The organism is Gilliamella sp. ESL1225, assembly GCF_058502635.1.
On record NZ_CP196358.1, the window covers coordinates 828,720 to 844,957 of the forward strand.

11 protein-coding genes are annotated in these 16,238 nt (G+C 33.6%); 3 read left to right on the top strand and 8 right to left on the bottom strand.

Annotation, left to right across the window (positions count from 1 at the left end; genetic code table 11):
• Positions 1-123: 123 nt before the first annotated feature.
• From sppA to pcnB, 6 genes are all read right to left on the bottom strand, one after another.
• Positions 124-1,881: a signal peptide peptidase SppA gene (gene sppA / locus ACSYSW_RS03675; protein WP_491706299.1), complete on the bottom strand. Its 1,758-nt coding sequence runs from the start codon at positions 1,879-1,881 to the stop codon at positions 124-126.
• 99 nt (positions 1,882-1,980) lie between these two features.
• Positions 1,981-2,817, bottom strand: a complete 837-nt coding sequence (gene apaH / locus ACSYSW_RS03680) for a bis(5'-nucleosyl)-tetraphosphatase (symmetrical) ApaH (protein WP_491704642.1) — start codon at positions 2,815-2,817, stop codon at positions 1,981-1,983.
• A gap of 18 nt (positions 2,818-2,835) precedes the next feature.
• Positions 2,836-3,633, bottom strand: coding sequence for a 16S rRNA (adenine(1518)-N(6)/adenine(1519)-N(6))-dimethyltransferase RsmA (rsmA, locus tag ACSYSW_RS03685; RefSeq protein WP_491704641.1), 798 nt, complete (start codon positions 3,631-3,633; stop codon positions 2,836-2,838).
• Positions 3,626-4,936 carry a peptidylprolyl isomerase SurA gene (gene surA, locus ACSYSW_RS03690; protein ID WP_491704640.1) on the bottom strand — a complete coding sequence of 437 codons (1,311 nt, stop codon included), beginning with the start codon at positions 4,934-4,936 and terminating at the stop codon, positions 3,626-3,628. Before surA ends, rsmA begins: the two co-directional genes overlap by 8 nt.
• Positions 4,937-5,037: 101 nt before the next feature.
• The gene (lptD, locus tag ACSYSW_RS03695; protein WP_491704639.1) at positions 5,038-7,410 is read right to left on the bottom strand and encodes an LPS assembly protein LptD; all 2,373 of its coding nucleotides are present in this window, start codon (positions 7,408-7,410) and stop codon (positions 5,038-5,040) included.
• A gap of 73 nt (positions 7,411-7,483) precedes the next feature.
• Positions 7,484-8,818, bottom strand: a complete 1,335-nt coding sequence (gene pcnB / locus ACSYSW_RS03700; protein ID WP_491706102.1) for a polynucleotide adenylyltransferase PcnB — start codon at positions 8,816-8,818, stop codon at positions 7,484-7,486.
• A gap of 545 nt (positions 8,819-9,363) precedes the next feature.
• On the opposite strand from pcnB, the gene oxyR reads away from it, so the two are divergent.
• Positions 9,364-10,293, top strand: coding sequence for a DNA-binding transcriptional regulator OxyR (gene oxyR / locus ACSYSW_RS03705; RefSeq protein WP_491704638.1), 930 nt, complete (start codon positions 9,364-9,366; stop codon positions 10,291-10,293).
• 49 nt (positions 10,294-10,342) lie between these two features.
• A complete protein-coding gene (gene fabR, locus ACSYSW_RS03710; RefSeq protein ID WP_491704637.1) occupies positions 10,343-10,993 on the top strand; it encodes an HTH-type transcriptional repressor FabR in 651 nt (216 codons plus the stop codon).
• A 205-nt stretch (positions 10,994-11,198) separates the two neighbouring features.
• Here the strand turns inward: fabR and ACSYSW_RS03715 are convergent, their stop codons facing one another.
• Both ACSYSW_RS03715 and ACSYSW_RS03720 read right to left on the bottom strand, forming a co-directional pair.
• Positions 11,199-12,704 carry an NAD(P)(+) transhydrogenase (Re/Si-specific) subunit beta gene (locus ACSYSW_RS03715; protein WP_491704636.1) on the bottom strand — a complete coding sequence of 502 codons (1,506 nt, stop codon included), beginning with the start codon at positions 12,702-12,704 and terminating at the stop codon, positions 11,199-11,201.
• 15 nt (positions 12,705-12,719) lie between these two features.
• A complete protein-coding gene (locus ACSYSW_RS03720) occupies positions 12,720-14,252 on the bottom strand; it encodes a Re/Si-specific NAD(P)(+) transhydrogenase subunit alpha (protein WP_491704635.1) in 1,533 nt (510 codons plus the stop codon).
• A 606-nt stretch (positions 14,253-14,858) separates the two neighbouring features.
• Between ACSYSW_RS03720 and mukF the strand changes: the two genes are divergently transcribed.
• A complete protein-coding gene (gene mukF, locus ACSYSW_RS03725) occupies positions 14,859-16,181 on the top strand; it encodes a chromosome partition protein MukF (protein WP_491704634.1) in 1,323 nt (440 codons plus the stop codon).
• The last annotated feature ends 57 nt before the right edge of the window (positions 16,182-16,238 follow it).

Here is a 16,238-nt window from a genome sequence, read left to right on the forward strand (position 1 = left end):
AAAAATAGATATTTCGTTAATTGTAATAATTTTACATATTATAAAAAATCCGTTAGTGATTTTGTACTAACGGATTTTTTATTTAATTCTATATCAATTGCCATTTGAAAGGAGATAATAATCCTAAAAAACATCTGCACAATTTAAACAATAAATATAACGATTTTGAGGGTCATTAAATTTTGTCATCAAATTAATATGTTGTTTTAATTGTTTTACTTCTGTTAAATTTTCAAAAATAACGCTGGCCGTTGATTGTGGTAATTTTGCGACTATATTAAATGTTAAGGCATTAAACAAAGAGACTTCCGGTTTTTGCCAATCGATAGTAAATTGACTAAGATTTGCTAAAGATGCAGCTTTAAGCATGGCATCATCAAAATCACCCAACTCATCTATGAGCCCATATTTGAAAGCTTCTTCTCCTAACCAGACTTGCCCTTGTCCAATCTCATCGACCTTAACTTTGGACATGTTACGAGAGCTGGCAACGAGCGAAATAAAATTTTGATAGCCATTTTCAATATTTAATTGAATTAAATCGCGCATTTCTGGCGGTAAGTCTTGATAAATATTGCCATTCGCTAACGGTGAAGTTGAAACTCCATCATTATGGATACCAATATGAGATAATGATTTTTCAAATGTAGAGAACATACCAAAAATACCAATTGAACCTGTAATTGTATTTGGTGAGGCAATGATATAATCAGCAGCTGTTGAAATCCAATAGCCACCTGATGCAGCCATACTGCCCATTGAAACAACTATAGGTATTTTCCTTTCATGTAATGCAATTAGTTCTTCACGAATGGCCTCCGCAGCATCAACACCACCACCTGGACTATTAACCCTTAAAACAATCGCTTTTATATCGGCGTTTTCGCGGATGGTACGTAATTGATTAACGATATCATCACTACCTGCAATTTGCTGGCTATTCGAGCCATTACTAATTGTACCATTGACAAAAACAACGGCAATGGTGCCTTTTTCTTGTTGCTGTTGAACAGATATAGATTTATTTTCATTAACGAATGACAGAGAGTTTAGATCGTTGTGCAATTTATAATCATAAATACTTATTTGATTTTCTTGTTTGAGATCTAAATCAAAATCGGCATAAGAATAGAGATCATCGACTAAGCCATTAGTTAACGCATATTGAGCCATACTTCCATTTAATTCTTTTAATTGTGCTAACATTAAAGATGGAGTTGGTACAAGATCATTTGCAGCTTGTTTACGATTCATGGCAAGATCATTGAGATAATTTTTCCATAGACTAGATAGCCAGCGTTCTGTGTTTTCGCGAGCTTCTTGTGACATATTATCACGCGTAAAGGGTTCGACAGCAGATTTATAAGTACCTACACGAAAGATATGGGTATTTACTTTTAAATTATCAAGCAAAGTTTTGTAATACAAATTATTAGCAGTTAATCCATATACATTGACTGACCCTAATGGCGTAAGGTAAATCTGATCTGCAAAACTCGCTAAATAATATTGGCTTTGTGTGTAATTGGAGCCAATCGCATAAATAAGTTTATTAGCCTGTTTAAATCGTGTTAAATATTTACCTAAGTAAGCTAATGAACTTAAATCAGAGCCTGCAAAATGATCAAGTTTGAGAATGATGCTTTCAATATTGGGATCATCAGTTGCTTGGGCAATTTTTTGACTAATCTCAAAGAGGCTGTTTTCGCGAGTTTCGTCTATATTTTTTCCGTAAATTTTATTTTGTAGATAATAGATCTCATCGTTAAACAAAGTATTATCAACAATGACTCCCTGAATATCTAATACAAGGGCCGTATTCGGAAGAATAAATTCTTCAGATTGTGAGTTAATCCATTCACGTATTAAAATATAGAACAAAAAAAGGAACAGAAAAAAGAATAAATTTAAAATGATTATTCTAATAATATTAATTGTTTTAAAAATAGGTTTTAAATAGGAAAATCCCCTCATACCATTTTATCCTTTTATAGATTTCTTTAATTTAGCTTCAATGTTTCTTTTTTTAAAAAACTGTTTATCTTCAAAACGTAGAGCTGTTAATTTCCCGCCCCAACAACAGCCCGTATCGAGAGCGATAACATGACTGGGAGTTCCTTTACCCATTAAGGCCGCCCAATGACCAAAAGCAATTGTATAATCGGCAGGTATTTGACTAGGTAAATCAAACCAAGGCTTTAATTTTGTAGAGGCTTCTTGCGGCGATTCTTTACAATAAAAATCCAATCGACCATCGTTATAACAATATCGCATCCGCGTAAAAGCATTGGCTATAAAACGTAAACGATCCATGCCTTGCAAATCCTCTGACCAATTATCGGGGAAATTGCCATACATTTGATCTAAAAAGAAAGGATATACATCATTATTTAAAACAGAAGTTAATTCAAAATTGCATTGTATGAGTGTCTTTAAATCCCATTGCGGCGTAACACCTGCATGGGTCATGATTAATTTAAGATTATCATCTATTTGTAAAAGTGGCTGTGTTCGAAGCCAATTTATTAGTTCATCAGAATCAGCAGCTTGTAATATCGTTTGGATGTGGTCTTTTTTTGAAGATCCTGTAATACCAGCATAGACAGATAAAAGATGCAAATCATGATTGCCTAGGACTAATCTTATTTGGTTGGCATGTTTTTTTACAAATCTTAATACCTCAAGCGATTTAGGTCCCCTTGCAACAAGATCGCCTGTTAACCATAAAGTATCGGTTGAAGAAAATTGTGCTTTTTCAAGGAGTCGCATCAATTCATCATAACAACCATGTACATCACCAACCAATAAATTTGCCATAAGTTAAAATTCCATGTGTTACTTCCATGCATTAGCTAAAGTACAATATTGCGCTACCGATAAATTTTCGGCACGTAAATTTGGATCAATACCTATATCAATTAATTGTTGTTCACTAAACATGTTATTAAGGCTGTTACGAATAGTTTTACGCCTTTGATTAAATGCTTCAGTCGTGATGCGTGATAAAATACGAATGTCATTAACTTGATAGGGTTTTTGTTGATAAGGGATTAATTTGACAACGGCAGAATCAACTTTAGGAGCCGGTTTAAATGAAGTTGGCGGGACTTCTAAAATTGGCACAATTTGACAGTAGTATTGTGTCATTACACTTAACCGTCCATAAGCTTTACAATTAGGTGCTGCAACTAAACGGGTCACAACTTCTTTTTGTAACATGAAATGCATATCAGTGATAGCATTTGTAAATTCAAATAGATGGAACATGATGGGTGTTGAAATATTATAGGGTAAATTACCAAATATGCGTAATGGTTTACCTAATTGCTCTGCTAAGTTTGCAAAATCGACAGTTAAGGCATCTTGTTCAATAATGGATAATTTATTATTAAATAATGGATTTTCTTGTAATCTTTGTACAAGATCACGATCTATCTCAATCACTGTTAAATGATTAACTAACTTGCTCACAGGCAAAGTTAATGCTGCTAAACCAGGACCAATTTCGACTAAAGCCTGATCGGGCTTAGGGGCGATACCTGCAATAATACTTTCAATAATATAATCATCCTGTAAAAAATTTTGCCCAAAACGTTTACGGGCAAAATGTCCTTGATGTACTCGATTATTCATTAGAATCGTCGCCTATAATTTTAATATATGCATCACCTTTTAATTCTTGAACCCAAACTTGCGCTTCTTCAGCAAATTTACGATTAAAGATCAATCGGTAAGCTTGTTCTTTTTTTGCTGTTGTTGTTTTGTCTACTTTGCGGCTATCAATAAGCTGAATTAAATGCCAACCAAATGCCGATTTGATAGGTTGACTAATTTCACCTTTTTTGAGACTGATTAAACCTTTACGGAAATCGGGATCGTAACGATCTGGATTATTCCAGCCTAAGTTACCGCCATTGTCGGCAGAGCCAGGATCTTCTGAAAAAGATTTGGCTGCGGCTTCAAAAGTTAATGAGCCATTTACTATTGATTTGCGAATTTCATTCAATTTTTGTTTTGCTTGGTCATCTGTAATGAGCACATTCGTTTTGATAAGGATATGACGAGCATCAACTTCTTGTGTAGTTATAATTTTTGGCGCTTCACTACGTAAATCATCAACTTTTAAAATATGAAAACCTACACCAGAACGTAGTGGACCAATAATGCTATTTTTTGGTGCGCGAATTAAACGTTCTTCAAATATAGAAGGTAATTCATTTAATTTGTGCCATCCCATTTTTCCACCTTTTAAGGCATAATCATCATTAGAGTAAGTGGTTGCCAGTTTAGCAAAATTTTCACCTTTTTGTGCACGATTAAAAATATCGTTAGCTTTATTAGCCGCACTGTTGATTTGTTGCTGATTGGCATTTTCGGGAACAGCGATTAAGATATGACTTATATTAACATCAATATTATTGGTCGGTTGTTGAGCAATGAGGTTAGATAGATTGTCGACTTCTTTATCTGTAATAACAATTCGAGGACGGACTTGATCCATCCGAGTACGTTCAATTAACATATCATTATGAATACGGTCACGATAAGAGGCATAACTAATATTCATTAGTGATAATTTACTACGTAATTCATGAATATCCATCCTATTTTCATCGGCGATATTTGCAATAGCTTCAGTCACTTCGTCGTCTCCAACCGTAATTTTTGCTTTTGCTGCTTTTTGTAAAATTAAATTTTCAATTATTAATCGTTCAATAATTTGATGGCGTAGGGTTTTATCATCGGGAAGACTGTCAGAAACATTACTGGATTTGATGGATTTGAGCATTTCATTAACATCACTCTCTAAAATAACGTTATTATTTACAATTGCGGCAACCTTCTCAATGACTTGGGGTGCTGCTTTTGCATTAACGGCAGTAAATGTAAGGCAGATGCTTAAATTTAGTGAAACAAATAATTTTAAGAATTTCATATCAACTCAACTTATTTATATACATGACTAGATAATTATTCGACTTTACATTTATGGATTAGTTCCATAAATATAAGTTCACATATCATAGCGTTATACACTTATTCAAAGCTTGTTATATAAGGTAATTTACCAAAATTTAACATTTTAGCTGTTGGGTCATTAGGACGTCCAAGCCCCTGTAGTTCAAAATTGAGTGAGAATTTATTTTCATATTTACTATTATATCTAATATTTTGAGCAAACTGAGTGGCTTCCCAACCGGTAATTTTTCGACCATATTCTGCTGTAACAGCCCAACAACAATCACTATAATGTAAACCGACAAAACTATCAGCGGTTTGGTTTAATTTGATATCATAATAATAAGAGCCTACTGTGCTAATGGTTTCGGTTAAAGGCCAAGACGACATAACACCTATTTGGGATATATTTTGTTTATAACGCATATCAGTTGATGCGCCAATAGCATCGATATATCTTTTATTTGCATAACGGTAAGAAAGCTGTATAAGTTTATCAATATTTGGACGATATTCAACTATTGCATTAGCTAACGAGACATTTTCAATTCGTCTATCATATTGAATACCACTTCTAAAAATAAAATCATTAAGTGGGCGCCAATAGCTATCTGCAGACCATGTAATACTACCTGTATCACGATTTTTGTCTAAGCTAGAATTAATATCACCGGTTTTAGACTCGGTAAAATAAGTAATTTGTCCGACCGAAAAATTAAAACGTTCAACTTTATTATTATCATATAAACGAGAGGTTACGCCTGTTGCGATTTTATTGGCTGAAGCAATACGATCAAGTCCGCTATAAGGTTGATCTCTAAATAATCCGATATAATCTGATTGTAATAATGTCGAATCATAATTTAAAATAGAGGATTGATTACGACTTGGCATATATAAATATTTTATGCGAGGCTCTAATGTTTGTGTGTAATTTTCAAATAAACTTATATCACGTTCTAAAATAATTTTACCATCTATACTAAATTTAGGAATATAACGGCTGACATTACGATCAAGATAGCTAAATTGTTCATGTTTGTTAGGCAAGTCTTGATTATAGTGTGTTGCTAATAAACTGACTTGGCTACTTATTGTGTACCACGAATTAAATAAGTTATACGTTAAATTTGGCTCAATGTGGTAACGCCAGGTTTCAGGTTTTTGCTTTCCATTAGTTACAAAGCGGGATATCTGAGCAAAGGTTTTAAATTTAAACGGACCAAAATTATAATCATAATAATTAATATTTAATTGTGGTTCTGTTTGATATAAATTATTACGGATTTCGCGATAAAATGATTGAAAATGTTTATATCCTAAATTGATATCCCAATTTTCATTATTAAAAGTCAATGTATAAAATTGATTTAAATATCCATCAGTTTCAGATACATACTTAGAGCTTAGATCCGATAAATATTGATTATCACTTACACGACTATAATTTGTATTAAATCGCCAATATTCATTGATTAAACCGTCATTTTTCCAATGAAATAACCATCTATGTCGATTATTATCAGAATTAGTATCATTTAATTTTTTATTATCGTCATCATATTTTTTATCATGTTGCAACCAATCAAAAGCGATAGTTCCTAAACCTAATGTGTTTAAATAACGGAATTCATTTTGCAATTGTAAACCCCGTTTTTCAATCATATGCGGTGTAATTGTTGCGTCATAATCAGGGGCAATATTCCAATAAAAAGGTAATGAAATATCTAGCCCATCTTTACTATCATAATTAAAAGAAGGAATTAATAAACCTGAACGTCTTTTATTACCCGTTGGAAATTGTAAATAAGGTGAATAAAAAACAGGAATTTTTGCTATTTTAAAAACGGCATTCCAAACTTCAAGTAATTGCTCTTGATTATCATGAATGATTGTCGTACCTTCAATATTCCAACTGCTATCATTAACAGGGCAAGAAGTAAAACTACCGCTCTTTAATATTACATAACGATTGTCGTTTAATGAAACTTTAGCCGCATTACCACGCCCTAATCTATTCATTAAATGATATTGACTTTGTCCTGAATCGACATTGTTTGTATTTAAATTCATTAAAGCATCGTTACCTTTGATTTTGATCAAGTTATCTTTGTAGGTAAAAGGCCCGTCTAATTTAACGATACGATTATTTTTATCATGGCTATCAATAGTTGCTTTTTCAGCTTGCACACTGCGATTACCTTGTTCAATCGAAACATCACCTTGATAAATCGCAGTATTTGGATAGACAGCTTCAAATTGATTTGCTTCAGTATCAATAGGTAAAGCGTGAATGTCAGTTGTAACGACAGGGCGATCAAACATGGGAATATCAACTACACATTGTTGATTTGTATAATAATTTGGTAATCGGCTAACAGCATAACTAGTTGAACTATATAAGGTAAAGGTAACGGCTAGTGCAACAAATGTAGGATTAAATTTTTTCATCTATTATCAACAAAGTGTCTGATTATTTTAATTTCTGCATTATAGCGATTATTTAAAAAAGTGCGACCTAAAATTATCGTTTACCTTTACGTTTATAAGATTTCGGTAATTGCTTTACCATATTGGCTCGTTTTTCAACTGATGCGAGTTGAAATTCATACCACCATTTTGTCAATTCAATTAAATCCCCTTTTTCAATTGAAGATCGCATTTCTAATAAATCATAGGCAGCACGAAATTTAGGATGATCTAAAATAGCAAAAGCTCGTTTCCCTTCTCGTTTTTTCATCCGTAACTGTAAACGCCAAATATCGCCCATTGTCGTTGTAAAACGACGAGGAATGGCAAGAACATGGCATTGTTCTTTTAAAACATCATTGATTGCCATTGAAAATGCATCGTAAAAAGGTAAACCACTTTCATTACAAATCGATTGTGTTAACTCAATAATTGGATACCATAAAAAAGCAGCAAATAAAAAAGCGGGATTGACGCGCTGTTTATTGGCAATTCTATAATCGGTATTTTTAAGGGCGTGTTTAATGATAGTTTCCAAATAATTGTGTGAACTATTTGAAATATAATTTGCAACAGTTGGGAATAACTGTTCAAAAAGGTGATATTTTCTTAATAAAAAATAGGTTTCTGTTCCATGCCCGCTTTGTAATAGTTTAATGGATTCATCATACAATCTAGCTGCAGGAATATTTTTTAATAAATATGCTAATCGAGCGATAGGTTTTGCCGTGTTTTCTTCTATGCTTTTATTTAATTTAGCAGCAAAACGAATTGCACGTAACATGCGAACAGGATCTTCTCGATAGCGAACCTCTGGATCGCCAATTAATCGGATAATGCCGTTTTGCAAATCTTCTAAACCATTGCAATAATCTCTTAATGTAAAATCTTTAACATTATAATAAATGGCATTCATCGTAAAATCGCGACGCATTGCGTCTTGTTCAATTGTCCCATACACATTATCTCGTAATAACATACCAAATTGGGAACGTTTAGAGATATTATTTTGCTCGGCAGACGAATCATGCTCGCCTCGAAATGTAGCGACTTCAATAATTTCTTTACCATAAATAATATGCGCAAGTCGAAAACGGCGTCCTACTAATCGACAATTACGAAAAATCTTTTGAATTTGTTCGGGCGTTGCATTCGTCGTAATGTCAAAATCTTTTGGTTTTTTGCCGAGGATTAAATCTCGAATGCCGCCACCGACAAGATAAGCTTCATAACCCTGATTGTTTAAACGATATAATACTTTTAACGCATTTTCACTGATATCTTGTCGAGATATTTTATGTTGGCTGCGAGATATAGAGTGATAATTTGATTCTTTTCTTTTTTCAGAACCAAAGATCTTGCGATAAAAATGAGAAACTTGCTTAAAAATAGTGCACCTCTAAATTTTATTGAATTTATAACGCGTATTACTAATAAAAATTATAGGTCATTATAACCTAACTACCGTGTCATTTGTCTTTTGTAAATGAATATTAACGTCAGAAAGTATAACGTAATTGGCATTAACATGCTATGGTATACTTCTGCTTTCAATTTACATTATTTTTTTAACGGTTAAGCCTTACTTATAAAGTTAATTAGAAAAACTTAAAAAATTAACAAATATTCTATTTGATTTTTTGTTACATAATTATCAAAATAGAAGATTATTATGGAAGATTTTTTAAGGCTCGTTATAAAAAAATTATTATATTCGGTAAATTAACCGAATATTTCAGGAAATATTCGGCAATATTCATTTTACATTGATGGTGTTTTTACATCCTCTATTGCTAGAGTTTATAGTCTAAAAAATTTATACGCTAAATTTATGGATTATTATAAAGTGTTTTTTTGCTTACTGATTTTCTTTGTTTCCTTTTTCTTGATAACGGCTAACGACTTAAATTAATTAATCACTTATTTGGGGATATTATGAATATTCGTGATCTAGAATATTTTGTTTCATTAGCTGAATTTCGTCATTTTCGTAAAGCGGCTGATGCTTGTAATGTAAGTCAGCCTACATTAAGTGGTCAAATAAGAAAGCTCGAAGATGAACTTGGTGTTATGTTATTAGAACGTACAAGTCGTAAGGTCTTATTTACACAAACAGGTATGATGCTAGTTGAACAAGCAAAAGAAATCTTGCGTAATATTCAAATTCTTAAAGAGATGGCAAGTAGGCAAGGTGAAGAGATGTCAGGTCCAATGCATGTTGGTCTTATTCCAACGATTGCCCCTTATTTACTACCACACATTATTGTTTTATTACAAGAAGCTTTCCCTAAGTTAGAACTCTATTTACATGAAGCGCAAACTTCGCAAATTATTACACTTTTAGAAAGTGGCAAATTAGATTGTGCTATTGTTGCGCAAGTTAAAGAATCGTCTCAATTTATTGAATTACCCTTGTTTAAAGAGTCAATGTTGCTCGCGGTACCGACGTCAGATCCTTTATCAAAACAAAATTCGGTTAAGTTATCTAACTTAAAAGGACAAAAATTTTTAATGCTCGAAGATGGTCATTGTCTACGGGAACATGCGATGGGTTATTGCTTTCAAGCGGGTATTGAAGAAGATAAACAATTTATAGCAACAAGCCTTGAAACATTACGAAGTATGATATCTGCAGGGCGAGGTATTACTCTATTCCCACAATTAGCAGCACCTAACGAACGTATTCGCGATAATATTTGTTATATTCCATGCATTGAGCCAGATCCAACGCGTAATATTGTTCTTATTTATAGACCGGGTTCACCTCTAAGAGCGCGATATGAAACGATGTCTAAAACCATTCGAGATCATATGCCGACAGTTTTGGCACAAAAAGAATTATTAATAAAAAATAGTGAACGCTAAAGTGTTAAAAATTGTTATAGATTGTAAGTGGTAAATATCATTGACCATAATGAAAAATAGTAAAATTTGCGGTATTCGAGCAAAACAAAAAGAAAAAACAAGGCGTAATCTGATTGATGCAGCATTTAATCAATTAAATGCTGAACAAGGTTTTGCGAGTTTGAGCTTACGTGAAGTCTCTCGAGAAGCAGGTATTGCCCCGACATCATTTTATCGACATTTTCGGGATATGGATGAGTTAGGATTAGCCATGGTTGATGAAAGTGGTTTAACTCTACGTCAATTATTACGCCAAGCTCGAAAACGGATCGAAAAAGGTGGCAGTGTTTTACAAACCTCGGTGATCACCTTTATTGAGTTTATTGATAAAAATCCTAAAATATTTCTATTATTATTACGTGAAAAAGCGGGAACCTCTGCCGCTTTTCGCTCCGCAATTGATCGAGAAATTCAACATTTTATCATTGAGTTAGTTGATTATCTTGATAACACTAATAATTTTCCACATGAATATAATCAAGCTCAAGCGCGTGCTATGGTTATGATCGCTTTTAATGCTGGCGCTGAGGCCATTGATTTAGATATTGCCAAAAGACAAACCTTAATTGATGATCTTATATTTCAACTCCGAATGGTTTCAAAAGGGGCTTATTATCTACATACTCAAAATCAAATTAAAAAAGATAAGAATATGGATTGATAATTATTTTTTACTGAAATTGTTAGCTTATTTTAAGCAATGTTGATAAATAAATTTGTCGACAGATAAGTCAATAATAAACAGCGATTAAAAGCTCGATTCAATAAAAAAGCAGCGATTTTATTTAATCGCTGCTTTTTTTGCATTTTATATTTTACGTTTACATTTTGTAGGTAAAATTTAAAAACGATTGTTTAAAGACAGATTAAAGATTTTGTAATACTTTTTCTACACTATCTTTTGCATCCCCAAATAACATAAAGCTATTTTCTTTAAAAAAGAGAGGATTTTGCACACCAGCATAACCGGTATTCATTGAACGTTTAGAAATAACCACATTTTTTGCTTTCCAAACTTCAAGAACAGGCATCCCTGCAATAGGACTATTCGGATCTTCTGCTGCGGCAGGGTTGACAGTATCATTAGCACCAATTACCCAAACCACATCTGTTTCAGGGAAATCTTGATTGATTTCATCCATTTCTAACACGATATCGTATGGCACTTTAGCTTCAGCTAATAAAACATTCATATGACCCGGTAAACGCCCAGCAACTGGGTGAATCGCAAATCTTACTTCAATGCCTAAAGCACGTAATTTTTGAACAATATTACTTACCGCTGTTTGTGCTTGAGCCACTGCCATGCCATAACCAGGAACAATAATAACTGAACGTGCATCTTTTAAAATTTGCGCAACTTCAGCCGGTTGCATTTCATGATATTCACCTAGCTCTTCATCACCTTTAGATGATGAGCTTGAGGTTGTACCAAAACCGCCAGCAATCACATTAATAAAAGAACGATTCATTGCTTTACACATGATGTAGGACAAAATTGCACCCGATGAACCAACAAGGGCACCTGTTACAATTAATAAATCATTATCTAAAATAAAGCCTGTAGCAGAAGCCGCCCACCCTGAATAGGAATTAAGCATAGATATGACAACGGGCATATCAGCACCGCCAATTGAGGCAACCAAATGGAAGCCAAAAGCAAGCGCAATAATTGTCATTAGGAATAAACAAACTAACGCAATTATTTTAAAATAGCCATTTGAGCTGTTGGTATCATTTCCCCAAGAAAGGAATAAACTTTTAAAGAAACTTTCAATTCCATTATCAATGACCATCACAAAAATAATCATTAAAATAATCGAAACAATGATTGCCGCCAAATTCCAATAGTGTTTAAAAGGAATAGTTAAAGCTTTTGCGCTAATACGCCCATTTAATTTTCCAAATGCGACTATTGAACCTGCAAAAGTTACCGCGCCGATAAATATGCCGATAAAAATCTCAATCAGATGAATATTGATAATACTCAGTGAAGATTCTTTTTGACTAAGTTTTAAAACGTGTTTTAAAAATTCTTCTGAATTCATATTAAAGAAACTATTAAAACCAACAAGAACAGCAGCTAAACCAACAAAACTATGTAGTAATGCGATTAATTCAGGCATTTGTGTCATTTCGACTTTTTGAGCTAAATAAATACCAATCACTGCACCAATTACTAAGGCAATAATTACCCAGTAAATACCTGATGTTAAACTTGCGATGGTTGCTAAAATAGCAATTGTCATACCAATAATACCGTAAATATTACCGGTTTTAGCGCTTTCTTGTTTTGCAAGTCCGCTTAGACTAAAAATAAAAAGTAGGGCAGCAATAATATAAGCTGCTTGTAAAATTCCTTGACTTAACATTATGTTATTTCCCCTTTATTTGCCACGTTGAAACATTTTCAACATTCTGTGAGTGACAAAAAAACCACCAAAAATATTGATACTTGCAATACAGATTGCGAAAAATGCAATAATTAACATTAAAGTTGAAGTTGAAGTCATTTGTAAGATTGCACCAACTAAAATAATGCCTGAAATTGCATTAGTTACCGCCATTAACGGCGTATGAAGAGAATGGGAAACGTTCCACACCACGTAATAACCGACAACACAAGATAATGCAAACACCATAAAATGGGATAAGAAGTCTCTTGGAACAACATTTGCCATCATAAAAAAAGCAATAATCGCTATAGCTAATAAACCGAATTTTTTAATAGGATCCATTGGTTTAGGTTCTGGCTTAGCAATAGGTGCTGTTTTTGCTTTAACTGGTTGAGCAGATACTTGAATTGGCGGCGCAGGCCAGGTGATTTTTTGATCTTTTACAACTGTTACACCACGAATCACAACGTCGTCAAAATTAATATCTAATTGTCCGTTTTTTTCTTTATCTAACAATTTTAATAAATTAAGAATATTAGTACTGTAAAGCTGTGATGCTTGTGTTGGCATACGATTAGCTAAATCAGTATAACCGACCACTTTAACGCTATTATCTGTTTCGTAAACTTCACCAGGTTTGGTTAATTCACAGTTTCCGCCATTTTGCGCAGCTAAATCAACAATCACGCTACCAGGTTTCATCGATTCAACCATTTCTTTGGTGATTAGTTTTGGTGCAGGTTTCCCCGGAATGAGTGCAGTTGTAATGATAATATCGACTTCTTTTGCCTGCTCTGCAAATAATGCCATTTCTGCTTTAATAAATGCGTCAGACATTTGTTTAGCATAACCATCGCCTGAGCCGGCTTCTTCTTTAAAATCAAGTGGTAAAAAATCAGCGCCCATGCTATTAATTTGCTCAGCAACTTCAGGTCGAGTATCAAAAGCACGCACAATAGCGCCCATACTAACTGCTGCACCGATGGCAGCAAGCCCAGCAACGCCCGCACCAATAATTAAAATTTTAGCCGGTGGCACTTTACCCGCAGCGGTAATTTGACCTGTAAAAAAACGACCAAATTGATTGGCTGCTTCAATTACTGAACGGTAACCCGCGATATTTGACATTGAACTTAAAGCATCTAGTGATTGCGCTCTGGAAATACGAGGAACACAATCCATCGCCATTACAGTAATATTTTTTGCGGCAAGTTTTTCTAACAATGGTTGATGTTGGGCGGGATAAATATAACTAATTAAGGTAGAGCCTTGTTTCATTAGCTCAATTTCATCATCTGTTGGGGCATGTAATTTTAAAATAATATCTTTTTGCCAAACATCTGCTTTATTTTCGATTAGCGCACCGGCATCTTGATAAGACTTATCTTCAAAAAAAGCGGCTTGACCTGCACCTTTTTCGACTGATACTGAAAATCCAATTTTTAGTAATTGCTGTACAGTATGAGGCGTTGCCGCTACTCTAGCCTCGTGAGGCATGCTTTCTTTAGGAATACCTATATGCATTGTTTCACATCCTTAAATTAATAAATAAAAAATATCTAAAAGCACTTTGATTTTAGCATAAATTACTTGTAACGATAGTACTTAAACTGTATTTTTTAGGCTTGTTCGGCGAACTCATATTATTTTTTAATTATTTGATTACTAGATATAAAGTAAGAAAGGACGAAAATAAGCGATCTTAGGTTTAAATTATAAATAAATTAGATCACTGACGAGCTATATTTTTACTTGATTGATTAATCTAAAAAAATAATATAGTTTTATCTCGTGTTGATGGTTATGGTATTTTTGGTTATATCGATCCAAGTGAGCCACAAAGTACGACAATATGTCGTAACGATTAATTATAAATTATTGCTAGCATTTTTGTGCCTAAAGCAAAAATGCTAGCAATAATTCCATTACAAATTTTTAGCAAATTGTTATATACTGACGCGTATTTAGTTTGCTAATTTGATGGTTTAAAATATAAACACTTTCCCTAAAATCATGTTCTACATAGCGATTTTTTCGATTTAAATAATATAAATCTATTATCAAACTGATATAACAATATTGTTTATTAATGTTAAGTTATCCTATTAATCCTTTAAAGAAGGAATCTTTATGATTGATTTTTCCCAATCAGTGCCAGAATTGGTCTCTTGGGCAAAAAAGAATGATTTTTCGATTACATTGCCAAATGAACGTTTAGCTTTTTTACTTGCCATCGCCGCCTTAAATGGAGAAAGATTTGATGGCGAGATGATAGAGTCTGAACTCGTTGATGCATTTCGTCATGTCTCACAGATTTTTGAACAAAGTCAAGATACTATCATTGTTAGGGCTAATAATGCTATTAATGATTTAGTTCGCCAACATTTTATTACCCGATTTAATAGTGAATTGACTGATGGTCATGCAATTTATCGTTTAACGCCTTTAGGGATCGGTATTACAGACTATTATATTCGTCAACGTGAATTCTCGACTTTGCGCCTTTCTTTACAATTATCCATTGTTGCTCAAGAATTAAAACGTTCGGCTGATGCTGCATTAGAAGGCGGTGATGAGTTACATTGGCATCGTAACGTGTTTGCACCACTTAAATATTCAGTTGCAGAAATTTTTGACAGTATTGATATAACACAACGTGTGATGGATGAGCAGCAAGCACAGGTCAAAGAAAATATTTCGGCTCTTCTTAGCCAAGATTGGCAATCAGCAATTAGTAGCTGTGAGCATTTATTAACGGAAACATCGTCCACCTTACGTGAGCTACAAGATACACTTGCTGCTGCAGGCGATAAATTACAGGCAAGTTTATTATTAATTCAAGATGCCACTTTAAATAATCCCGAATTAGATAAAATCAATAATATTGTCATCGACTTACAAGGTAAGCTTGATAGGATAATTGGTTGGGGACAACAAGCCATTGATTTATGGATTGGTTATGATAGACATGTACATAAATTTATCCGTACTGCGATTGATCTTGATAAAAATCGCGTGTTTTCGCAGCGATTGCGTAAATCTATCCAACATTATTTTGAAGCTCCGTGGGCGCTTTATCATGCTAATGCCCAGCGCTTAATGGATCTACGTGACGAAGAGTTAACTTTAAAAGAAGCGGATGTAACAGGAGAATTACCGTCCGAATTAGAGTTTGAAATGATAGAAGAGCTACAAAGCCATATCATAGAGCATATTGAACAAAATTTAGCAGTTTTTAAACAAAATAGGCAAGCGCTTGATATTGGTCAGTCATTAAAGCAGTATTTAATACAGTTTCCTCGCGAACAACATTTTGATATTGCTCGATTATTTATCGATCAAGCGATTCGCTTAGGTATTGCACAAGATGATTTAAATGGCATACCAGTTAAATGGCAAACAATTAACGATTATGGAGCTAAGGTACAAGCACATGTCATCAATACATACTGAAAATTTTGATGCAGAACAAACTGCACAGCAAATCGATGAAGTGATCGAAAAAATTAC

Coding starts and splice junctions, on each gene's coding strand:
- rsmA (WP_491704641.1), bottom strand. CDS start 3,633: ATGAATAATCGAGTACATCAAGGACATTTTGCCCGTAAACGTTTTGGG.
- ACSYSW_RS03715 (WP_491704636.1), bottom strand. CDS start 12,704: ATGTTAAGTCAAGGAATTTTACAAGCAGCTTATATTATTGCTGCCCTA.
- fabR (WP_491704637.1), top strand. CDS start 10,343: ATGAAAAATAGTAAAATTTGCGGTATTCGAGCAAAACAAAAAGAAAAA.
- lptD (WP_491704639.1), bottom strand. CDS start 7,410: ATGAAAAAATTTAATCCTACATTTGTTGCACTAGCCGTTACCTTTACC.
- oxyR (WP_491704638.1), top strand. CDS start 9,364: ATGAATATTCGTGATCTAGAATATTTTGTTTCATTAGCTGAATTTCGT.
- apaH (WP_491704642.1), bottom strand. CDS start 2,817: ATGGCAAATTTATTGGTTGGTGATGTACATGGTTGTTATGATGAATTG.
- ACSYSW_RS03720 (WP_491704635.1), bottom strand. CDS start 14,252: ATGCATATAGGTATTCCTAAAGAAAGCATGCCTCACGAGGCTAGAGTA.
- mukF (WP_491704634.1), top strand. CDS start 14,859: ATGATTGATTTTTCCCAATCAGTGCCAGAATTGGTCTCTTGGGCAAAA.
- surA (WP_491704640.1), bottom strand. CDS start 4,936: ATGAAATTCTTAAAATTATTTGTTTCACTAAATTTAAGCATCTGCCTT.